This is a genomic window from Lactobacillus johnsonii (assembly GCF_013487865.1).
Classification (GTDB): Bacteria; Bacillota; Bacilli; order Lactobacillales; family Lactobacillaceae; genus Lactobacillus; species Lactobacillus johnsonii_A.
Genome location: NZ_CP047409.1, coordinates 568,609 through 591,669, shown reverse-complemented (window position 1 = coordinate 591,669; position 23,061 = coordinate 568,609). Strand labels below are relative to the sequence as shown.

The window sequence follows — 23,061 nt, the reverse complement described above, 5'->3', positions numbered from 1 at the left end:
TAGAAAGGACGATTATATATGGCATGTACCACTGTTTTGGTTGGTAAAAAAGCCAATATTGCTGGTTCTACGATTATTGCAAGAGATTGTGATGCTGAAGTATGTAATGTACCAGTAAAGTTTGTAGTTGTTCCTGCTAAATCAGAAAAGCAAACTTTTCATTCATATGTAACAGGATTAGATATTCCTCTACCTGAAAATGCACTTCGTTACCAAATGGCTCCTTTCGTTGATTATAAAATTCATGGTCAATTCGGTGAATGCGGAATCAACAGTGAAAACGTTGCTATGAGTGCTACCGAAAGCCTATATGGGAATCCGCAAGTATTAGGATTAGATCCACTAGTAAGCAACGGAATTGGTGAAGATGCCCTCTTAAGCATTGTATTACCATTTATTCATTCTGCTCGCGACGGTGTCCAATACTTAGGAAAATTGATTGAAAAATACGGTTCTCATGAAGGAAATGGAATTGCTTTTAGTGATAAAGATGAAGTTTGGTATATGGAAATTCCAACAGGTCACTATTGGGTTGCTGAGAAACTTGATGATAACAAAGCTGCTGTAGTTGCCAATCAAGTTTCCTTGCAAGATATTGACTTTGATGACAGTAGTCGCTTTATGTGGGCTCCTGGCATTAGAGATTTTGTAGAGGACAATCACCTTAATCCTGATTCTGATGAATTTAACTTCCGCCATATTTTTGGTACGTCGAATTCACGTGATCGTTGCTATAACACACCACGTGTTTGGTTTGGTCAACGCTATTTAGGACATATTGCTTTCTCACCTACCAGCAATGACCTAGATTTTAGTTTCAAGCCAAATCGTAAGTTAAAACGTGAAGATGTTGGCTATGTTCTTAGCTCTCACTATAACGAGACAATCTATGATCCATTAGCTGATAACACACCAAAAGATGACAGAACTAAATTCCGTCCAATTTCCATGGCAAGATGTGCTGAATCACATATTCTAGAAATCAGAAATAATGTTCCAGCAGGTATTGCTGGTATTGCATGGCTTAATTTTGCTCCGACAGCCTTTAATCCTTATGTTCCATTCTATGCTAATGCAAATGGTACGGCTCCTGAATATGAGAATACTACTGATGCATATGATCCAAATGAAGCATACTGGCTCTCAAGAACTGTTGCTGCTTTAATTCAACCAAGTTATAACGAAATGAAATCTCTATTAAGTGGATTAGATGGATTTTTGCCTACTGCTGATCAGCTTACAAATCACTTAATTCATCAAACTGATTTAGAAGCTGAAAAATTAAGTGGACAAAAGCTAATGCAATATTTAACTAAAGCTAATGCAGCTAATGCACAAAAGGTTCTTTACCTTACGCATAAAACTGTTGGTAATTTAGTAAAACATGAATTAACTTTATCTCGTTTAAGTTTCTCCATTAATACTGATCGTTTACAAAGTTAATCAAAGAAAAGCTAGGTGACTCTCACCTAGTTTTTTCTTTAACGTATGTTATTTAGGAGATGATAACAATGATGGAAGATGCCAAGGAAAAAGAAAAAAAGTCTGTCAAACAGATTTATATTTCTATCCTTGCATTAACACTTATGAACGTCTCCATTATCGCTGGTATTGGTAATGACGTTCAGCAAGCCTTTTATAGCTTGTCTGCTGTTACTTATTTTGCCATTGGTGCCATTTGTTTCTTCATTCCTACCGGCTTTAGTAGCTGCTGAATTAGCATCTGGCTGGAGCAACCGTGGTGGTATCTTTCGATGGGTTGGTGAAGGCCTAGGTAAAGGCTGGGCTTTAACTTGTCTATTGATACTTTGGTTTCAAACTATGATTAGTTTTGGTATGGGGATGCCAAGCTATGCTGCTACGATCATGTTCTATACACCAATGTATGATAAGGCTGTTCAATTCGCACAGCACCCACAACACGAAGTACTAATTATGACTGGATTCATAATTTTGTATTGGATCTTGACCTTTATCGCTACTAAAGGTGTTAAAGCTTTTAGTAATGTCGCAAAATATGGTGTTTTAATTGGTACTTTTATTCCCTTAGCTATCATGATTATTTTGGCTATCGTTTGGTTATGTCAGGGACACACCCCTGCCATCCCAATGACTCCTAAAGGCTTAATTCCTAAGTGGAACGGAATGAGTACCTTAGCCTTAGCTGCTGGTGTCTTCTTCTCATATACCGGTATTGATACTAATGCGGCTCATATTAAGCAATTGAAGCACCCAGAAAAAGACTTTACCAAAGCTACTTTTATTACTATTATTTTAGTTTTCTTGATATTCGTTGTTGGTACTGTGATCATTGCGATGGTCGTACCAGAAAAACAATTAAACGTTATCTATTCTTTGAACACTGTCTTCAGAGAATTAGGTGCTACTATCGGAATGCCTTGGTTATATATGGTTCTTGTTTGGGCTGGATTATGTAACGTTTTGGCTAATGTTATTACCAATATGGCTGGTCCATCATTCATGCTTGGACAAGCTGGTGGCAGTGGTTTCTTACCAAAATGGTTCCAGGAAAAGAACAAGCACCACATGCCTGCTCACTTAATGTACACACAAATTGCAGGTATGACAATTATTGCCTATCTAGTTAAATTAATTCCAAACGTCGAAGGATTTGTTATTCTTTTAACTCAGACTATTACCATTCTTTACATGTTCTACTACATCTTAATGTTCATCACATTCTTGAGATTAAGATATGACCAACCTAACCGTCCACGTCCATTTAAAGTTCCTGGTGGTAAAGTTGGTGCTTGGATTGTAGCTGGTATTGGCTTAATTTCCAGTGTATTCGGCATTGTATTAGCCATTTACCCACCAGCACAAGTTAAATCAGAAGTTGGTTCACCTGTAACTTATGTGGTAATTATCTGTGTATTGGTTGCAGTAATCTTGGCTATCTGCTTTATCATGTATCAATTATCAAAGAAGCACCCTGAATGGGTTGATCCACGCAACAAATTCGCTCCATTTACTTGGGAGATTGAGGGATTAAATAAACCAGGAAAGGTTTCTTCAAATGTCCCTACTGAAATTATGTCCAAAGATCAAAACCCAATGGGTGTGCCAATTAAGCGTCACTACAGCCCAGATGAACAAGTTTCAAGTTCCGTCTTTAAGGCTGCTGAAGACAATAAGCTTACCCCACCGGATGCCGACAATTAGTTTTATATTAGAAAAGAGATTGTATTATGTCTGAAATTAACCCTACTGATTTGAAAACAATCAGATCAGACTTTCTTGATACTCAAAGATTACGTATTACTCAAAATGCGGTTATGAAAATGGTATTAAAAAAGCCATTACTAATGAACGTGCAATTGAAAATAGTAGTTTTAACTTTTCAATTGATGTCGATTCAAATAAAGTCATGAATCAAAAACATTCTGGCCGCTGCTGGATGTTTAGTGGTTTAAACTTTGTTCGTTTCTTAATTGAAAAGAAGCACAATTTAAAAGATATGGAACTATCTCCAGATTACCTATTCTTCTACGACAAGCTAGAACGTGGTAATTACTTCTACAGCAACATTGTCAAGACAGCCGCTAAGCCCCTATCCGACCGTGAAGTTATGTTCCTCCTCGCCACCCCTCAAGAAGATGGCGGTGATTGACCACTATTGACCAACTTAATTGAAAAATATGGTCTAGTTCCAAACGAATTAATGCCTGAAACAAAGCCAGCCTGGAATACTACTGAAATTAATCGGATGTACAACAGAAAACTAGACAAAGACGCAATGAAATTACGTGATTTAGTTAACAGCAATGCTTCTGATACAAAGATTAAAAGCGTCATTCGTCAACTAAATCAAGAAAACTATCGTGTATTGAGCATCTGCTTTGGTACTCCTCCAGAAAAATTCACTTATGAATATCGTGATAAGAATAAGAAGTATCACACTACTGGTGAAGTTACACCATTAGAATTTTACAAGAAGTTTGCAGATATTAACTTAGATGACTATGTTGAACTAATGAACTTACCTGGTGGTGGCTACAAGTACAACCAAACCTATGGTATTGAACTATGCAATAACGTAGTCGGTGGGAGAAATATTCGCTACTTAAACGTTCCAATGCATGATATGAGACGGATGGTCATAGATCAATTAAAAGACGATGAACCTGTTTGGTTTGCTTGTGATGTCTTACAAGAATGGAATAATCCTGCTGGTTTACTTTCTTTAAAGGTTTATGATTGGAAGCGTTCATTTGGTATTAGCTTAGGCAAAGACAAAGCTACTAGAGTTCAATATCGTGAAAGCATGCCAACTCACGCCATGTTAATTCGTGGTGTTGATTTACATGATAATGAACCAACTAAATGGAAGGTTCAAAATTCATGGGGTGATAAACCTGGTCACAAAGGCTACTTTATCATGGACAATCCATGGATGGATCAATACACTTATAACACTGTAGTTAACAAGAAGTATTTGACTGATACCGAACGTGCAGCTTACGAAAAAGCTGAGATCAATCTTCCATATTGGACTGCAATGTTATCTGATTAGTCTTTAATTGATTAAAAAATGAAGGTGAATGTTATGACATTAACAGATACACAAAGTAAAATTGTCGCAAAAGCTACTAAAAAAGATGTTAATGGTTGGCATTATTTAACAGTTCAAGGTGACCCTTATGAAATTGGTTTCCAACATGGTTATCTTTTAACTGATGAATTTAGGGATGCAGTGCGTGTTTACACTCATATGACGCTTGAACTATATGGAATGGATTACTCGTTCTTTGTCAATCAAGCAGTTAAAATGCACAAAGATAAGATTCCAGAAGAATATTTGAAAGAAATGCAAGGTATGGCTGACGGCTTTACTGCTAATGGATTTGAAACCAGTGTTGACGATGTTATCGGTTGGAATGATTGGATGGAACTAACTGGCTATTGGTGGCCACAAGTTGCAACTAATTATTCTAACAATCCTCCTCAAGGACCACGCGGTTCTCACTGTTCTGGATTTGTTGCTACAGGATCTGCTACAAGAGATGGTAAACCAGTTATTGCTCATGAAAGTTTCGATGATTTCTGGAGTGGTCAATACTTTAACGTTTGTGAAGAAGTTCATCCAACTAATGGTCATGCATTTAAGATGCAAACTGTTCCTGGCTACATCGATTCAATGACTGACTTCTACGTTACTGATGCTGGTCTTGGTATTACTGAAACAACAATCGCTGGCTTTGTTGGCTATGATGTACATGGAATGCCTGAATTTATTCGTGCACGTAAAGCTACTCAGTACGCAAATAACATTGATCAATGGGTAAAATTAGTTAATGAAGGCAACAATGGTGGTTATGCAAATATTTGGCTTCTTTGCAACATTAATACTGGTGAAATCGCACGCTTTGAACAAGGATTAAAACACCAAGAATTGTTAGAGTCAACTGATGGTTTCTACTATGGCTGTAATGCTTGTCACAATCCACGGATTCGTAACCTTGAATGTGTTGACAATGGCTATAATGATACTCGTCAACAAACTGGTGCTCGTAGAACTCGCTTTGAGCAATTACTTCCAGAAGTATCTGGGACTATTGATGATGGCGTTGCTAAGAGAATCTTAGCTGATAAGTATGATCCATACCTAGGTTATCAATGCGCTTCTTCACGTAATATTTGTGCTCACTATGATGTTGATCCACAATACTATGCTGACGATCCACATGGCGTTTGGAATGTACCTTTCTTCCCAGGTGGTTCATGTGACGGCAAATGTGCTGATGCCACTGATATTGAAAACTTGAATATGTGGGGCATTTTTGGCAGAGCCGACGGTGAACCATTTGATGCCAAAGACTTTATGAAACAACATCCCGAATGGAACTGGCAAAAAGGTTATCTATATGATAGACCAAGTCAACCTTGGACACTGTTTGACTAAATCAGTTCAATTAACTTAATCAAAAACAAAATCATAAAAACTACTCACACAAATAGGGTTAAGCATAATGCTTAACCCTATTTTGTTACCTATTTATTACTTGCTTAATCTTTTCAAAGACAAATTGCATTACTCCAACCCAAGTTAAAGCAATTGCAACGGAACCGCAAACATCAGATGGATAATGAGCATAAACATATACTCTAGAGATCATTACAATAACTAACCAAACAATCAATAGAAAATCAATCCAAAAACGTTTAGTTCTATCTTTCAATACTACTGGTAAAAGCACCATAATGATCCAAATAACAATCATCCCCATACCTAAGGTATGACCACTAGGAAAACTGAATCCATCATCAACTGCTAGGTGTTGTACAGGACGAGCTCTTTGAATCAAATGCTTAATTACCCAACCAACTGCATCCCCTGTAATCATTGTTAAAACTAAGTTAGTCGCAAGAGGTCGTTGCTTTCTAAACCATAAGATTACTGCAATTAATACCATCCAGATCAAGTCAACTTTGGTATCTGCTAAAAATGTAATCTTTAGCATCAATCCCTTTAAATTAGGAACAATGTGAACTAATCCTTCAAAGAAATTATCAAAGGCATTAATCCAACCTAAGTGTAAAATAATCGAAATGGCAAGAATCAAACTAATGGGTAAGCCCCAATATATCGCTTTTGAATATCTTTTCATTTTTACTCCTGTTTTCAATAATGTTTTTTATTATTTTACCACTTATGTAGAGAGCTCAACACAATCCGTTATAATTTAGCAAAAAAGCTAAGCACTTATCGCATACACTAGCGACAATGCTTAGCTTTAAAATATCAATTTTTAAATTCTTACTTAATCAAATATATCTAGCTCTAATCCATCAACAACGTCTCTCAATAAATCAAGTCCTGCAATACTATTTCCATCTTTATCTAGTGCTGGACTAAAGATTCCAATTCCGTATCTATGAGGTGCAGCGGACATAAGACCACCACCAACACCACTCTTTGTTGGTACACCAATTAGTCGTGAATAGATGCCTGATTGATTATATAGCCCAGTTGTCATCATTAATGACTTGATACAACAAGCTTCTTCATCAGGAATAATGCGTTTGTTGTCCCATGGTTTTACACCGCCATTAGCCAAAACAGCCCCTAAATTTGCTAAAGAACGTGCAGTCACCATCATTGAACACTGCTTAAAGTAAGTATCAAGACTAGTTACTACATCCCCGAGCATCATGTTTTTAGATTCCATGTAATATGCTAATGACCGATTTAGATTGCCTGTTCTTCTTTCAGAATGATAAATTATTTGATCTAAGTAAAGATCTGGGTCATTACAAATATCACGAGCAAAATTTAAGATTTCTTCAAATGCATCGTCACCCGTCTTACTTACTACCATCGAAGTTGTAGCAATTGCTCCAGCGTTAATAAAAGGATTCAACGGATATTTAGCTCTTTCAATTTCCATATTTAGAATTGAATTGAAGGCAAAGCCGGTTTGACGGGAGCCTACATGTTTAAATACTTCTTGTATGCCCATCTTTTTAATAGCAAGCATTAAGGTAATCACCTTAGAAATACTTTCAATTGCAAAACGTACTTCACTTTGACCGGCTTCACCTATTTCACCATCCTCTAAATCATATAAGGCAATTCCGAGTTGTTTAGGATTAACTTCAGCTAAAGCTGGAATATAGCTAGCAACTTTTCCTTCTTTTTCTTTAGGCAAATTCTTCTTAACTAATTTTTCTAATTGAATCATAGCTATCTCTTTTCTATGAAAATACACTCTCACTTTAAGCATAGTCGATTCATTTGATTAGGTGAAATATTTGAGATTATAAAAAACATTATCTTAAAAAGAAATCTAAATTATATTCCTTCAATACCAAGCCTTTAAATTCAGCTTTTATAACAAATGGCATTAATGGCTGAATTTTTACAAATTTTTCATAAGTAAAACTAGAATCATAATAATTGATTATTGTTCCTATAGCTGTTCCATGACTTCCCACTATAATAGTCTTATTCAAGTTTTTCTCTAGGATATTTTCTAAAGCTTTAATATTTCGCTCTTGAACTTCCTTAAGAGATTCTCCATTGGAAAGATGATATTCAAAATTTTCCCATTGTTTTTTACAGTAGTCATTAAAATTTGTAATCCATTCATTACCAATTTTACGCTCACGTAAATTTTTATCTATAAGACATGAAATTTGCTTATCTTTCACAATTGGATCAATAGTCTCAATTGCTCTCTTAAAAGGACTAGAATATGCTACATCAATTTTCTTTTGCTTAAAATATAAAACTAGCTTTTTTCTATCTTCTAATCCTTTTATACTTAGTGGACGCATGACATCATTATGAATATCTATATTCGGTTGAGCATGTCTTACAAAGTATACAATCGTCATTTGAATTTATCCCCCAAATATTGTTCCTAATATCCCCAATAATAAGCTGAATCGGGATCTTCAGTTTGTTTCAAATACTCATCAAAATATGGAAGCGTATATTGTACTAGTCCATATCCGGCTGGGATTATCAATTTACGCTCAATAGCTCTTCTTCGATATTGTGCCACAAAAACTTTATCTTTTTCTAAGATCTTTACTACATCTCGAAGTCGCTTATCTCCCCTAACTGCTAATAAATATTTTCGATCCCATTCAGATAGATCAATAAAGATTTTCTGATATGCATTGTCAAATAGTTGCAACTGAAATGGAATTGAAACTTTATCAAGATCTGCACTTTCGGGGATTTTTCCGTTTAGTTGATCAAACAATAAAAATCCCAATAATTGAAAGGCAAATGCATAACCACCTGTCATTTTCGCCATACGACTTGCTACACTCAAAGAGCAATTAAACACAGAACTATATGCCGCAATTATATCTGCATTTTTTAACGGTAATGTGTGAATTTTTTCTGATCTAAGCAAAAATGTCAATTTATTCTGAGTTTGAATATCTAAAATCAAATCTGGAAGTCCTGTCATTAAAACGAAGATCGGTAAATTATCTCCCTTTAATTCATTGAAGACTTGTGCAAATTCTCTTACTGCTTCGGTATTAGTAATTTCATCAATTGTAACAACCACGTATTTATTTTGTCTTTTTACTTTTTCTAGTATTTTTTCTAAAACAATATCATATTCTGTTTCAGAACTGTTCAAATCGATATTAATTCCTTTTACAGTAATTGAATTAACATTATTTAAAGCTTTTTGAAAAGCAGATTCAGTCTTGATAGCTAACTTTTTTGTTAAACTTGCGACTAGGTTATCTTTATTAATAAGATTAATCCGATAACAATTATCATCTTGATCCAATTTTTGAGCCACTGCGTTTAAAAAGACAGTCTTTCCTGAACCTCTAACGCCAGTAATAAAAAATGAACGGGCAAAATCACTAGTTTTAATTTTAGAAATTAAATCATTAATTCTAGTATCTGTATCAAGAAATATTTTAGGCACATCACCAAATGTCGGATTAAAAGGATTATTCACCTTAATGTCTCCTTTCATTTTTAAACTCTTTTAAACTTCATATTTTATTTTAAACTCTTTTAAACTTCATATCTACTTTTAAACTCTTTTAAACTTTTCCATCAAAAAAGCTAAGTACTTTCATTCAGTACTTAGCTTTTTACAGATGATTATTTTCTTAATCAACAGGAGGGAGTTCTCGGATTTCAGCTAATTTCTTATACCAATATGCGCTCTTCTTTGCGTAACACTCCTGCGTCTTAAAGTCGCCATAGAATAGACCATAACGCTTTGAATAACCATTCGTCCAAGAGAACATATCTTGAAGTGACCAGACAAAGTAACCATTTACTGGAATAACAGCTTCAATTGCCTTAGCAACTTCTTCCATATGTTGTCTTAGATAATCAATTCTTGGAGTATCATCAATTATTTTATCTTCACTTTCACACTTATCTTTATAACTCATTCCATTTTCAGTAATATAGATCGAATGAACTAATGGATAATCATCATAGACACGCTTTAATTGGCCGTACATCCCTTGTGAATAAATAATCCAGTCCCAATCAGTTGCAGGCAAATCCTTAGGATGAATCTCTTCACCAACACCCTTCATATGGTTGACGTCGTACCTTAGTTAGAACAATCAAATTTTACGCTTGACTTTTTTCTTATCTCTTAGTTAAATTAAGAAAGAAATAATGTGATGACCTTTAATATAGTCCCGTGAGGCTATCAAGGAAATCTGCGCGTAAACTATTTTTTGACATAGTTTTAAACAGAAACGACTATCTTAAAGGGATGCTCTTTAGATAGTCGTTTTTTCTTTAGGTCATCAAGATTTTCATTTCAAGGAGGAAATTATGAAAAAGATGCCTAAAGACACATTTCATAATGATGATGCGATCTTAGACGTTTATGAGAAACCAGAATTAGGGCAAGGAATTCTCCTTTCCATGCAACACTTGTTTGCCATGTTTGGCTCAACAGTTCTGGTTCCAATCTTAGTCGGAATTAATCCAAGTATTGCTCTTCTTTCATCTGGTGTCGGTACTTTAGTTCATATGCTACTAACCCGCTTCAAGATTCCAGCATACCTAGGATCAAGTTTTGCTTTCGTTGCAACAATGCAAGCTTTAATGAAGCAAGACGGTTATCCAGCAATTGCTCAAGGTGCAATTGCAGCTGGGTTAGTATATGTTATCGTTGCCTTAGTTATCGCAAAGGTTGGGTCTGATTGGGTAAACAAAGTCTTACCACCAATTGTTGTAGGGCCAATCATTATCGTAATTGGACTATCTCTTGCAACTACTGCTGCAAATGATGCCATGATGAAAGGTACCAAGTACAACTTAACTTACTTCGGTGTTGCCATCTTTACCTTGGTCATGACCTTAATTTTCCAAATGTGCTTCAAAGGCTTTACTAGTTTAGTTTCAATTATGCTTGGGATCGTTTGTGGTTACGCCCTATCTTGTGTTCTAGGAATAGTTGATTTTTCAGGAGTAGCAAAAGCTGCTTGGTTCTCCATGCCTGCTTTAGATGTACCTGGAATTAGCTACCACTTCAAATGGTATCCAGCAGCTATCTTAACAATGGCTCCAATCGCCTTTGTTACAATGACTGAACATATGGGACATATTATGGTTCTTAACTCTCTAACTAAGAGAAACTTCTTTAAGAATCCAGGTTTACACCGTACTATGATGGGTGACGGTCTTTCAACAATTATTGCTGGTTTTATCGGTGGTCCTCCGACTACTTCTTACGGTGAAAATATCGGTGTTTTAGCTATGACCAAAGTTCATTCAGTTTGGGTATTAGCAGGAGCTGCAGTATTTGCAATTATCTTTAGTTTTGTTGGTAAAGTTGCTGCAGTTACTGAATCAATTCCAATGCCAGTTATTGGTGGTATCTCATTCTTACTATTTGGAACGATTGCCTCTAATGGGCTAAAGATTTTAGTTGATGATAAAATCGACTTTGGCGAAAAACGTAATATGTTAATTGCTTCTGTCATTTTAGTTATTGGTATTGGTGGAGCTTACTTACAACTCGGTAATTTCCAATTAACTTCAGTTGCCTTATGTACAATCTTTGGTATGTTGATGAACTGGATCTTACCTAAACAAGCGGCTAGCGAAAAAGCGTTAGAAGCTGAAAAGAAAGAAAAAGAACAAAAATACTTTAATTAGTTGAATATATGAAAAGAGCTAGAATCCGTGTAATGTGGATTCTAGCCTTTTTAGTAGTCCATTTCTTGTTCAAATCTATATTGCTGCAATACGTACTCCTTAAAAAATAGCAAAGTAAATGCAACATATCGTCAATCTGAATATCTTCTTGAAAATGCTCATTAATATATTTAATTATTTCATCCCCTAGTGGAAGATTAGAACTTTTAGTAACTGACTCTTTTTTATTAAAATTCTGATCAAGTAAAACAATCATTCTCATCAAATGACTTAAAATCATAAAACGTCGAGCGTCAGTCAATGATTTATGACATAATTTACCGAGTTCAATAACTTCTTTTTCTAACTTTTTATAAGAATTTTTATTCTCAGTGCTATTTTTTCCTAACAGATCAAGGTTCCAGTTAATACGTGTAGGATATTGACTTAATAAAAAATCATCATCAATAATCAAACCTTCATATTCCCAATTTTCTTCTTTACCAGATGAACTATGAATCTTTCTTCGATTAACAAGCCAAATATCACCACTATTAAAGTGATAAGTTTTACCTTCAAGTGCAAAACGCAGATCCTTTCCCTTAACTAAATAATTAAGTTCAATTCCTTGATGCCAATGCTCTGACTGAATTGCCTGATCGCTGTGGTAAAAATAAAAAGGCAATCTTTGATTATTTTGAACTTCTTCATACTCAACTATTGTAATCCTTTTCAAAAAATTACTTCTTAATTACGAAAATGATACTTTTTTTCTATTTATAAATGGTATCTTAATAATGTAAAAAATATGAGGAGGATTTAAAATGATTAAATTAATCGCCGTAGATATGGACGGTACTTTCTTAAGAGATGATAAAACTTACGCTAGAGAAAAATTTGCTCGAATTTATCAAGAATTAGAAAAGAAAGATATTAAATTCACTATAGCTAGTGGTAATCAATACTATCAAATTACTACTTTCTTTAAAGATTTTCCTAATGTAATCTATGTTGCAGAAAATGGCGCTTTAGTTAGAAACAAAGGAAAAATTTTAGCACTTCATGCTTTTTCAAACGATACAGTTAAACAGATCGAAGATTTTTTATTAAAACAACCTGAATTACAATTTTTAATCTCAGGTGCAAAAAGTGCTTACTTTCCGATTCAATTTACAGATGATTATTACGAAATTTCTACTAAATACTACTATCGTTTAAAGAAAATACATAACCTTAATGATGTTGATGATAAAGTACTCAAATTTTCAATTTCCTGTCCGGACAAAAAAACAAATTATTATGTAGACTTCTTAAAAAAGAACCTCGGCCGCTATTGTAATGTAACAAGTAGTGGTCATGGCGAAATTGACTTGATTTTACCAGAGATCCATAAGGCTCATGGTTTAGCTGAATTAGGCCAAGTTTTAGGAATTTCTCTTTCTGATATGACTGCTTTTGGTGATGGTAGAAATGACTTAGAAATGATCAAAGAAGTTGGAGATGGCGTAGCGATGTCAAATGCGGATACAGCAGTTTTAAAAGTTGCAGATCATACAACTACTTCCAATAATGAACAAGGTGTTCTTACTTACATTGAAAATAATATTCTCTAATAACAAAAAGCTTGAAGTAATCCCCACGCTTCAAGCTTTTTTAGTACATGTCACCAAATTCAGCGACAAAATCAGCAAAATATGGCAATGTAAATTCAACATAACCTCGTTCTTTGCTAAAGATAACCTGATCATCAATTAATCGACGCCGATAAATAGAAATATAAGGTTTATCCATCTTAGTCATAATGTCTTTAATTGGCACTTTTTCCAAAACAATTCGTAAATCAGTTTTCTCAATTGTATTCTTAGAATTTTTATTTATTGATACACCCCATACTTCAAAATGCCAATCTAATTGATCAAAGATCTCACGAAATTTGTTGCTCATTCGATCATAAATTAACTTTACTAATGTAATTAATAAATCTTCTCCAACAGCTAAATTGATCACAATCCAGTTATCTTTTTTAGACATCTGATTGCTAATATCACTTAAAAAAGTAGTTTTAACTGATCCACGTAAACCATAAACAAAAGTAGTTTGATATGGACTTACAGGTCCCTCAAGACCCTTAATTACGATATTTATCTGTTTCGATCTATCTAGAAATATTTTAGGAACATCACCAAATGTTGGATTAAATGGATTCATTATTTTTCCTCATTTATTACTATAAACTGTTTTATACTTTTTTATACTTCTTCATAAAAAATGTGTCTGGGAAAAAACTAATTCTCAGGTACAAAAAGACGATCAAGCCAACTCTTAATTTGAGTAGCTTGACCGTCTTTTTTTCTATTTTTATTTGCACATAAAGCAGATCGGTCTTTGGACCATCTTCTGTGCCAATACTTGCTTAAGTTCATCATCATCAAGGCTATTCCTACATCAGTTTCAACCTTCTTTTTACCTCTTAGATGAGTTCGGCGCATGCCAAAGACGTTCTTCAAATGTCCAAAAACTGGCTCGACATCATACTTTCTCATGCTGTAGATGTGCTTGCCTTCAGGACTTTGAAGAACTTCTTTTGTCTTTTCTTTTAAATACTGCCAGTTAGGATTATAACGTACTTGCCTTTGACGGCCGCTTTTTGTTTTAGCTAAGCGTTCCAATTCTGGTGTGATTTGGAATTCATCTGCTTCATATATCTTAAAATCACGAACCTGACCAGTAGAGTGGTCCTTGCGCTGGCTATAATATTTGAAATTGAATCTAACGCCGTTTTGATCTAAATAATAATCATCTTTTTCATTGTAGAACCAGTTAGACAGCCGGCTTGGATCATTTTTGTACTTTCTGGTTTGTTCCTTTTCATACATGGTGTAAGGAATGAAATACTCTTTGTCTGAATACTTTTCTTCCAGCTGTGTGTAATTATATTCACTCCCATAGCCAGCGTCGGCGACAATCTTGTCAAACTTATCTAGGACCGTCATCTGTTTCAAAAAAGGCTCCAGCGTCTTGAAATCAGTTGGATTAGGATATAAGGCAAAATCAACCACGTACTGATCCGTCGTAGCCGCTTGAATATTGTAGCCTGGCTTAAGCTGGCCGTTTTTCATGTGGTCTTCCTTCATATGCATGAAAGTCGCATCATGGTCTGTCTTGGAGTAGCTGTTGCGTCCAGCAAAAATCTTCTCGGCTTCCTCGTATTTTTTCATTCGGGGCAGATAGTCTTTTTTCAAGCGATGAAGATACTTTTTAAGTCCACGTCTTCTCGCTTTTCTAGGCGAGCCACCTGGGATAGCTTTTGGTTCTTGCTCAATTTCTTTAGTCAGTTTTTCAATTTCAGCTTCGGTTTCTTGGGCTAGTTCTGCTAAGCCTTGACTAGTTTGAACTTTTTCTTTTTCCATTGCTTTAACCACTTCTTGGGCAACCAATTCATCATAAAGCTTGACTGCTTGATCTTTTAGCTTTTCATGAAACTTTTCAACAGCTTTACGCCAAACAAAAATATAGCGATTGGCATCCGCTTCAATCTTGGTGTCATCAATAAAGATAGTCCCTTCATTGATTAAACCCTCTTGTTCTAATAAGTTGGTAAAGTACAAAAAGCTTTTCTTAATGAGCTGATTGGCATGCTTGCTAGATCTAAAATTATTGATGGTATGGTAAGAAATCTTTTGATGTTCTGCCAATACCATCATGGGCAGGTTTTCTTCCAACATTAATTCGATCTTTCGGCCTGAAAATACTCTTCTGGAATAAGCAAAAAGCAGAATTTTAAGCATCATGGCCGGATAATAGGCTGGACGTCCAGTTTCGGCAGTATCTCCCAATAAAACATCTTCTGGAATTGAATCGACAAACCAGCTGATAACAGTAGCTAAATGATTGTTAGGAATAGAGAAGTCTAAATTAAGTGTTAAAGCAGTTTGACCTGTGATATAATTTTGATACATTGAGATTACCTTCTTTCATTTTGTTTTGTGGTGATTCAATAATAGCAAGGAAGGCACTTAAAGTACATAAAAAGAACGATGAAATCCAAAATGGAAATCATCGTTCTTTTTTCATGTCTGAGAATTAGTTTTTTCCCAGACACAAAAATATTATTTTTCAATTCTAAAGCGATAAAAACCTAAACTCATTTGTTTCAATGTTTTGGCAAAATCTTTTTTATCAAAATGGTTTTGATCTACTAATGCTTCAAATTCACCATCCGCATCGATTAACATCTGGTGAGTTCTACGCCAACCATTCTTCTGGTAAAAACGCAAACGACTAACACGTTGATGATAATTCTCTGCATCAGGATCAAGCGGTTCAATATCTAATACGATTTGCTGATCTGGATATTTTTCTTCAAGCATATGTAAAATTCTGCTCCCATATCCATTGCCACGTAATTCTGGTTCAACAGCTAAGTACGCCAAATAAACAGTATTGTCACTAATATAGTAACAAACCATTCCGCAAAATACTTCTCCATCATAAACGGCATTAAGTTGGAGTTTCTTTCGCAAGCTCATTAATACCATTGAGATCCATGAGAATCTTTCCCATTCTGGAAAAGCACTATAATATAAATCTTTAACTTTATGATAATTCTTAGAGCCCCATCGGGCGGGTTGTTCGTCTAAAATAAGAATCCTTCTCTTTTCTAAATTATAATTTACTTCTCTAATTAAAAGATATTTTTAATAAAAAATCAAATTATTAAGAATAGCTAAATTTTCTGTAACTATTTTATATTTGATCTTAAATCCTTACTTATCGCTTTTATTAAAAACAAAGTTTAATAAAAGTGCTACCACCAAGAGAGCAGTCGCACACCACATAATTTCTTGAAGTCCTAAATGAAAAATATTTCTCATCGTTGGCAGCAAGTGTTGCGGCAAACTTTTTGCGGAAGATGCATCACTTAATTTATTAAGCATGCTCATTGTTATTCCATGATTCTCTCTTACACCCCGCGCTAACTCCATATTCATAATTACACCATAAACAGCTGCCATTATCGTTTGAGCAAGAATACGAATTAAATACGAGAGTGAAGTTGCTGGGGCCATATTTTTTTCACTAGCGTCAACTTGAACTTTTATTTGAAGTAAAACAAAAATAAAACCAACACCAAAGCCAGAAAAAGTTCCAATAATTGAAAGCCACCAGATATTAGTATTTTGTGGAGCAATGGCCAAACCTAGTGAAGAAATGAGAATACATATTAACCCCATTGACAGTAAACTGCGATTACTAAAGCGTGCTTTTAAGGGGTTAACTACTAAAGTCCCTACAACATCAACTAAAGAATTAGGAATTAGCGTCATTCCACCAATTAATGCAGTTGTTCCAAGTAATCCCTGCGCCCACATTGGTAAGTAAGTATTTACAGCTAAAAAAGCTCCCCAGCTAAAAATAAAAAGTAAAAAATCCCCAACTAAAGCCCGATTTTTAAACATGCTAATCGGGACAACTGGATTTGGATGATTCTCTTCGTGCATAAAAAATAAGACCAGTAAAACTATACCAGCAATAACTAAACTAACCACAATCCAGCTACTAGTTAACCCAAGTAGTTGGATTCCTAATAAAAGTAAAGTTAAACCAACAATAATTAGGAAAGAGCCCAATACATCAAATTTTGGAGTCTCTTTAATTGTACCTTCACGATAGTAAAGCAATGAAAGAAAAATTGCTAAAAGTCCAATCGGAATATTGATATAAAAGACCCAATGCCAAGAAAGTGAATCAACCAAATAACCACCTACTAGTGGTCCGATAATAGCTGCTACACTAAAGGCAGCCCCTAAATAACCTAAAATTTTTGTTCTTGCTTTAATATTATCAAAGATAAAACCAGCCATTATGTAGGGTAGCGAACCCATTCCTCCAGCACCCACTCCCATTAAAGCGCGAGCTAAAAGGAAAAAATACATATTATTTGCCAGTCCCTGAAAAAGTGACCCTAATACAAAAAAGAGTAACGATAATTCAAAAGCCGCCTTATTACCAATCTTTTCCCCAACTTTAGTCCAAATTGGAGTTGAAACAGACATCCCTAAGAGCATAATGGCAATTATCCACCCCATGAATTGAATTCCATGTAAGTCTGCAATAATAGCTGGAATTGCTGTGTTAATAATCGTGCTATCTAATCCCGCCATTACATTAGCCAAAACCATAGCAAATGTGACCATCGTTACTTGCTTTTTTGTCATCAGTACACCTACTTTTCTATGAAATAAAAAGCCCCAATTATTTTGCAATAATCAAGGCTAATAATCTTATCTAAAATATACTTGCTTAATTCCTTAAACACAAGCTTTATTTTGATGATCTATTAAGTTTTTTATTTGGCTGCCTAAAATTGAAATAAAAATTAAAGACAGTAGCAATTATCAACAAAATAAAAGAGACTGCCATAATTTCATGAATACCACTATGAAAAATTCGGCGCATTTCTGGCAAAAGATATTGTGGCAATAATTTAGCTGATTTTGCGTCACTTAGTTCATTCATCATATGCATCGTAATACTTGAATGCGTATTAATTCCACTAGCTAACGCTAAATTCATGATGACCCCATATACAGCTGCCATAATAGTTTGAGCTAAAATTCTAATTAAATAAGACGTTGAAGTTGCGGTTGCCATATCTTCCATTCCAGCATCGATTTGTACTTTTACTTGAAGTGCAACAAAAATAAATCCTACTCCAATGCCAGAAAATGCCCCAATCAAAATTAATATCCAGAGAGGAGTTTGATCATTAGCTAAGAAAAGACCACCAGATGAAATCATCATTGTAACAATTCCAATCATTACCAGCGTAAATGTTCTAATTTTCTCTTGAATTGTGGCAACTGTTTGAGAAGCAATAATTTCAACAATTGAGTTAGGAATTAACGTCATTCCACCCATTAAAGCAGACATTCCTAAAAGAGCTTGAGCCCACATTGGCAAATATGTATTTACAGCAATAAAAGCTCCCCATGTAGTCGCAAATAAAATCAAATCACCATTTAGATCATGATTACTAAAAATAGATAAAGGAATAATTGGATTTTCTGCTTTAGCTTCATGCAAAAAGAAAAAGATCAGTAAAACTAAGCTAAATAGGATCAACCCTACTACAATCCAAGTTGCAGTTAATCCCAAGAGTTGGATTCCCATTAAAAACATAATTAAACCACTCACTAGCAAAAATGCCCCTTGTAAATCAAAAACTGGGACACTTTTTGGTGTAACTGGCTTGTAATAGATCAAGGAAATTAACAAAGCAACTAAACCAATTGGAATATTAATATAAAATACCCAGTGCCATGATAGAGCATCAATTAGCCAACCTCCCACTAAAGGTCCTAAAATTGCTGCTCCATTGAAACTGGCTGTCAAATATCCCAAAACTTGGGTTCTTTTCTTAATATTTGGAAAGACGTATCCTGCAATAATATAAGGCAAGGACCCCATTCCTCCACCACCAATTCCCATAATCATTCGGGCAACTAAGAAAAAGTAGATATTAGGTGCTAGTCCTTCAAGCGTTGAACCTAAAACAAACAGCACTAGTGCAATCTCAAAAGCTAATTTATTAGTAATTTTTTCTCCAATTTTTGTCCAAATTGGTATTGAAACAGACATTCCTAAGAGATAGATTGCCACAATCCATCCCATAAATTGGATCCCATGTAACGCTGAAACGATGGCAGGAATAGCCGTATTAGTAATAGTTCCATCTAACCCTGCCATAACGTTCCCGAGCATCAACGCTACAGTCACCATCGTAATCTGTTTTTTATTCATTAAAGCACTTCCCTCAATAACAAAAAGAGCCCTTATTACATTTGGTAATTAGAGCTTGGACATTTATCTTCTTATTATGCAAACTTTTTGCTTAAAATTGCAAGATTCTTTAAAAAATATCTATGCTTTTTTTGTAAACTTAGGTATAATCAGTACTTGTGTTTATTTTTCACTTATTTTTTCAAGAGAGGAAAAAAGTATCTTATGGAACATAGTTGGATGCTCAAGTATTTTGCCGAATTTTTCGGTACGCTAATCATGGTTATGTTTGGTAACGGTGCCGTTGCCAACTCATTTTTAAAGGGAACTACTGGTAATGCTCATGATGGTAAAGCCAATGGTGGTTGGATTTTAATCGCCTTCAGTTTTGGTTTTGGTGTTATGCTTCCAGCAATGCTTTTTGGATCAATTTCTGGTAATCACCTTAATCCAGCCGTTACACTTGCTCAAGCTACTGCTGGTGTCTTCCCTTGGGCACAAGTAACACCTTACATTATTTCACAAGTTCTTGGCGCAATTTGTGGTCAACTTCTTATTATCACTATTTACTGGCCATACATCAAAAAATCTACCGACTCTAACATTGTTTTTGCATGTTTTGCTACTAGTGACTGTGTTAACAGTAAATGGAATGGTTTCATTTCTGAGCTTGTCGGTACTGGTGTCTTGATGTTTGTTGCAATCGGTTTATACAAGGGTATGTTCTTCAAACAAGCAGTTGACATTGCCAATATCGGTGTAGGATTCTTAATCACTGCTTTGGTTATGGCACTTGGTGGTCCAACTGGCCCAGCCCTTAACCCAGCACGTGACTTCGGTCCAAGACTTGTTTACTCAATTTTACCAATTCCTAATAAAAAGGATGCTCACTGGAGCTATGGATGGGTTCCTGTAGTTGCTCCTATCTTAGGTGCAATCATCGGAATTTTCCTTTACAAGATTCCATTTGGACTTTAATTATTCAGACAAAAAAGCAGATCAGTCGATCTGCTTTTTTTAAAATAGTTCTTCTTCTTTTCTTTCATTTTTCCATTTTCCCCCTATATTCCCATTAAATTAGCCAAACTAATTATGACTGGAAGAGTAATAATTGCTACTAAAGTAGATAAACACATTAATTTAGTAGGAAATTTCACTTCAAAATTGCTGATTAAGCTAAAAAGCACTACTACTCCTGCTACTGGACAAGCTGCCATAATTAAAGTTGTCATTTTAGCAATTGATGGAAGCGGCAAAACTAGTAAAAAACCTAAAATTATTAATGGGAAAAACAGATTTCTAACTAATACTCCACTCCAAACTAACTTATCATGCCAGTCTTCTTTTAAATTAATAGCTCCAAGATTTGTACCAATAACAATCATACTTAGCGGAGTATTCAAATTAGCAATATAGTTCATAGGATCAGAAACTATATCAGGTAATTTAATTTGAATTACAAATAATATCATCCCTACAATAGCTGCAATAATATTAGGGTTAACTATAGCTTGATGAAAACTTTCTTTAAATGATTGCTTTTTTCTAGTAAACATTCTAATGCCATGCGTCCACATAAAGATGTTATAAATAATCAAATATGGTACTGCAAAAAACACACCATTATTCCCTAAAAGTGCCTGTACTAAAGGTATTCCCATAAAGCCCGCATTAGTATAAGTTCCCGCATATCGCAGAATTGTTCTTTTTTGCTCGTCTTTAATTGTTCTTTTGTTAAAGAGAACCGAACTTACAATAATTTTAAACACAAATAAAACAAGTACTAGTAAAAGAATTAAACTAAATTGTATTAATCTAGTAACTGAAAAAGATTGGCGAAAAGAATTAATAATTAAGCATGGTGATACTACATAAAGAAGTATCTTAGTTAAATCTTTTACTGTTTGTTCATGGAGAAATTTTACCTGGTAGCAAATCCAGCCAACAAACATCAAGATAAACATAATCACTACTTGTTTTGTCGGTAGTAATAAAGGCATTACAGTTCTCCATTCTTAAAGCTACAATCTTCTATGTGATCATTTATTAATCCAACTGCCTGCAAAAATGAATATATTGTTACTGGTCCCACAAACTTAAAACCCCTTTTTTTCATTTCTTTTGAAATTTGTTTAGACAAGTCATTTGAAGCAGGAACATCCTCCATTTTTTTAGGATGATGATTTATTGGCTCAGGAATAAACTTAGTTAGAATTTGTTTGAAAGTTTGATTGTTGTTTTCTAGTTTAACTAAAACTTTTGCATTATTAATTGCAGCATTAATCTTTAGTCGATTCCGTACAATTCCTTTATCTTGCATTAATCTTTCAAAATCAGCTTCATTAAATTTGGCTACTTCATGATAGTCGAAATTTGCAAATGCTTTTCGAAAATTTTCACGTTTATTTAAAATTGTTTCCCAGGATAATCCCGATTGAAAACTTTCTAACACAAGCATCTCATATAAGTAGGTTGAATCTAGATTCAACTTACCCCACTCCTTATCATGATATTCTTGATAGAGTGGATTCTTACTATTTCCCCAACTACAACGCATTTTTTCCATTTTTCACACCTCATTTTTATCAATTATAGCAAAATAGACAGACATAAAAGTCTGCCTATTTTTCATTCTAAAATTTTTCAACTTGGTAAATACGATTCATTAAAGTTGTTAAGTCACTATTTCGCTGATGATAAGCTACTGTTAAGTAAAGACAATCACTAGTTACTTGAATTCCTTCAAATTCAGTACAAAAATCTAAAGCATCAAGTTTTAAGCTATTATCTAAATTAACTACAGACCACTTATCTGGATCAGCTATCCCCCACGGAATTTTAACAATTTCACGAGGTTTTCCCTGTTTTGGAAAACCTAAAAAAGTTGTATGCGGGCTTCGTTGACTTGAAATATAGATATCCTTATTATCATCTACTCCGTATCCCTGAATAGAGACAATCTTTTGATCATTAAAATGAGGGACCTTAAAGGCTCCTAAGCATGTTAAATTCTCAATATTAATATCTTCAGCTTTTTCTTCTACCTCATCTAACTTATTATTTACTTCATTAAGGTCATAGAGTGCAAAATAGCCGGTATGATTTATATCAATGCTTGCAACTAAGAAATAATGACCATTTGGTGAAACAGTGGCTTCTACTCTTACTAAATCTTTTCCTGGATAAACTGTATCTCCATCTCCATAACCGGCCCCTGCTCGATTAAGGTAGGAAAGACGTGGTAAATCAGTATTATTAGCAAATACTTGTGTTTGATATCCAGGAACTTCCACTCTTGCAATTTGGGTTGTCCAATAGGTACTTCCATGTCTTTTTGGCTTAGTACCAACAAACCACTTATTATTTTCTCCGCTTTGCACCCAGGTCTGTGTATGTCCACCAGCAGTTCCAGCTGAATTTGGGCCTTTTAAGTATAAAATAGGATGGTCTTCATCAAATGTAACAGTTTCACTATCATTTGGAGTTTGATAAACAACAACGTCGCTTTGTTTATGAAGAAGCTGCAAGGCAAAGACGTTACTTCCATCAATTGCGGAAGCTTGAACTACAACATGGTGAATATTCTCTAATTTATTTACTAGGCGTATTTGAGTTTCTCTTCCAATCATAAATGGACCAATCCTTTCTTTATTTATTCTGCTCTCAAA

At 34.7% G+C, this 23,061-nt stretch carries 17 protein-coding genes and 4 pseudogenes; 7 read left to right on the top strand and 14 right to left on the bottom strand.

Going from position 1 to position 23,061, the window contains the following annotated elements; translation table 11 throughout:
* Nucleotides 1–18: 18 nt before the first annotated feature.
* The 4 genes and pseudogenes from GTO82_RS02800 to GTO82_RS02780 all read left to right on the top strand — a co-directional run bounded on the left by GTO82_RS02800 (nucleotide 19) and on the right by GTO82_RS02780 (nucleotide 5,923).
* A complete protein-coding gene (locus GTO82_RS02800; protein WP_180873659.1) occupies nucleotides 19–1,443 on the top strand; it encodes a C69 family dipeptidase in 1,425 nt (474 codons plus the stop codon).
* 71 nt (nucleotides 1,444–1,514) lie between these two features.
* Nucleotides 1,515–3,183: pseudogene (locus GTO82_RS02795) on the top strand (APC family permease).
* Nucleotides 3,184–3,271: 88 nt separating this feature from the next.
* Nucleotides 3,272–4,534: pseudogene (locus GTO82_RS02785) on the top strand (C1 family peptidase).
* A gap of 33 nt (nucleotides 4,535–4,567) precedes the next feature.
* On the top strand, nucleotides 4,568–5,923 hold the full coding sequence (locus GTO82_RS02780; protein ID WP_180873657.1) for a C45 family autoproteolytic acyltransferase/hydolase: 1,356 nt from the start codon (nucleotides 4,568–4,570) through the stop codon (nucleotides 5,921–5,923).
* Nucleotides 5,924–6,008: 85 nt separating this feature from the next.
* Here the strand turns inward: GTO82_RS02780 and GTO82_RS02775 are convergent, their stop codons facing one another.
* The 5 genes and pseudogenes from GTO82_RS02775 to GTO82_RS02755 all read right to left on the bottom strand — a co-directional run.
* The gene (locus GTO82_RS02775) at nucleotides 6,009–6,629 is read right to left on the bottom strand and encodes a phosphatase PAP2 family protein (protein WP_180873656.1); all 621 of its coding nucleotides are present in this window, start codon (nucleotides 6,627–6,629) and stop codon (nucleotides 6,009–6,011) included.
* 153 nt (nucleotides 6,630–6,782) lie between these two features.
* Entirely contained in the window at nucleotides 6,783–7,703 is a 921-nt protein-coding gene (glsA, locus tag GTO82_RS02770) for a glutaminase A (RefSeq protein WP_180873655.1), read from the bottom strand.
* A gap of 88 nt (nucleotides 7,704–7,791) precedes the next feature.
* The gene (locus GTO82_RS02765; protein ID WP_180873654.1) at nucleotides 7,792–8,358 is read right to left on the bottom strand and encodes a histidine phosphatase family protein; all 567 of its coding nucleotides are present in this window, start codon (nucleotides 8,356–8,358) and stop codon (nucleotides 7,792–7,794) included.
* 26 nt (nucleotides 8,359–8,384) lie between these two features.
* Nucleotides 8,385–9,455 (bottom strand): ATP-binding protein, encoded by a 1,071-nt coding sequence (locus tag GTO82_RS02760; RefSeq protein WP_260983177.1) that lies wholly within the window; start codon nucleotides 9,453–9,455, stop codon nucleotides 8,385–8,387.
* A 157-nt stretch (nucleotides 9,456–9,612) separates the two neighbouring features.
* Nucleotides 9,613–10,065 (bottom strand): annotated as a pseudogene (locus GTO82_RS02755) (family 1 glycosylhydrolase); the annotation flags it as partial.
* 235 nt (nucleotides 10,066–10,300) lie between these two features.
* On the opposite strand from GTO82_RS02755, the gene GTO82_RS02750 reads away from it, so the two are divergent.
* Nucleotides 10,301–11,632 (top strand): solute carrier family 23 protein, encoded by a 1,332-nt coding sequence (locus GTO82_RS02750; RefSeq protein ID WP_180873652.1) that lies wholly within the window; start codon nucleotides 10,301–10,303, stop codon nucleotides 11,630–11,632.
* On the opposite strand, the gene GTO82_RS02745 is transcribed toward GTO82_RS02750, so the two are convergent.
* Nucleotides 11,625–12,347 carry an AraC family ligand binding domain-containing protein gene (locus GTO82_RS02745; protein ID WP_260983176.1) on the bottom strand — a complete coding sequence of 241 codons (723 nt, stop codon included), beginning with the start codon at nucleotides 12,345–12,347 and terminating at the stop codon, nucleotides 11,625–11,627. The genes GTO82_RS02750 and GTO82_RS02745 overlap by 8 nt on opposite strands.
* A gap of 88 nt (nucleotides 12,348–12,435) precedes the next feature.
* Between GTO82_RS02745 and GTO82_RS02740 the strand changes: the two genes are divergently transcribed.
* Complete coding sequence (locus tag GTO82_RS02740; RefSeq protein WP_180873651.1) at nucleotides 12,436–13,224, top strand: Cof-type HAD-IIB family hydrolase; 789 nt, start codon at nucleotides 12,436–12,438, stop codon at nucleotides 13,222–13,224.
* 40 nt (nucleotides 13,225–13,264) lie between these two features.
* On the opposite strand, the gene GTO82_RS02735 is transcribed toward GTO82_RS02740, so the two are convergent.
* The 5 genes and pseudogenes from GTO82_RS02735 to GTO82_RS02715 form a co-directional block, all read right to left on the bottom strand.
* A complete protein-coding gene (locus GTO82_RS02735; protein ID WP_180873650.1) occupies nucleotides 13,265–13,819 on the bottom strand; it encodes a hypothetical protein in 555 nt (184 codons plus the stop codon).
* Between the two features lie 31 nt (nucleotides 13,820–13,850).
* Nucleotides 13,851–15,570, bottom strand: a pseudogene (locus GTO82_RS02730) (IS1182 family transposase).
* A gap of 150 nt (nucleotides 15,571–15,720) precedes the next feature.
* Nucleotides 15,721–16,149: a GNAT family N-acetyltransferase gene (locus tag GTO82_RS02725; RefSeq protein ID WP_023599346.1), complete on the bottom strand. Its 429-nt coding sequence runs from the start codon at nucleotides 16,147–16,149 to the stop codon at nucleotides 15,721–15,723.
* Nucleotides 16,150–16,377: 228 nt separating this feature from the next.
* Nucleotides 16,378–17,829 carry an MFS transporter gene (locus tag GTO82_RS02720; protein ID WP_180873649.1) on the bottom strand — a complete coding sequence of 484 codons (1,452 nt, stop codon included), beginning with the start codon at nucleotides 17,827–17,829 and terminating at the stop codon, nucleotides 16,378–16,380.
* 106 nt (nucleotides 17,830–17,935) lie between these two features.
* Nucleotides 17,936–19,414 (bottom strand): MFS transporter, encoded by a 1,479-nt coding sequence (locus GTO82_RS02715; RefSeq protein WP_180873648.1) that lies wholly within the window; start codon nucleotides 19,412–19,414, stop codon nucleotides 17,936–17,938.
* A 204-nt stretch (nucleotides 19,415–19,618) separates the two neighbouring features.
* Between GTO82_RS02715 and GTO82_RS02710 the strand changes: the two genes are divergently transcribed.
* Nucleotides 19,619–20,371 carry an MIP/aquaporin family protein gene (locus GTO82_RS02710; RefSeq protein ID WP_004896866.1) on the top strand — a complete coding sequence of 251 codons (753 nt, stop codon included), beginning with the start codon at nucleotides 19,619–19,621 and terminating at the stop codon, nucleotides 20,369–20,371.
* 83 nt (nucleotides 20,372–20,454) lie between these two features.
* On the opposite strand, the gene GTO82_RS02705 is transcribed toward GTO82_RS02710, so the two are convergent.
* From GTO82_RS02705 to GTO82_RS02695, 3 genes are all read right to left on the bottom strand, one after another.
* Entirely contained in the window at nucleotides 20,455–21,393 is a 939-nt protein-coding gene (locus GTO82_RS02705) for an AEC family transporter (protein ID WP_180873647.1), read from the bottom strand.
* On the bottom strand, nucleotides 21,393–21,959 hold the full coding sequence (locus GTO82_RS02700) for a DNA-3-methyladenine glycosylase I (RefSeq protein ID WP_180873646.1): 567 nt from the start codon (nucleotides 21,957–21,959) through the stop codon (nucleotides 21,393–21,395). The genes GTO82_RS02705 and GTO82_RS02700 overlap by 1 nt, the downstream gene beginning before the upstream one ends.
* 67 nt (nucleotides 21,960–22,026) lie before the next feature.
* Nucleotides 22,027–23,022 carry a class III bacteriocin gene (locus GTO82_RS02695; RefSeq protein WP_180873645.1) on the bottom strand — a complete coding sequence of 332 codons (996 nt, stop codon included), beginning with the start codon at nucleotides 23,020–23,022 and terminating at the stop codon, nucleotides 22,027–22,029.
* Nucleotides 23,023–23,061 lie beyond the last annotated feature (39 nt).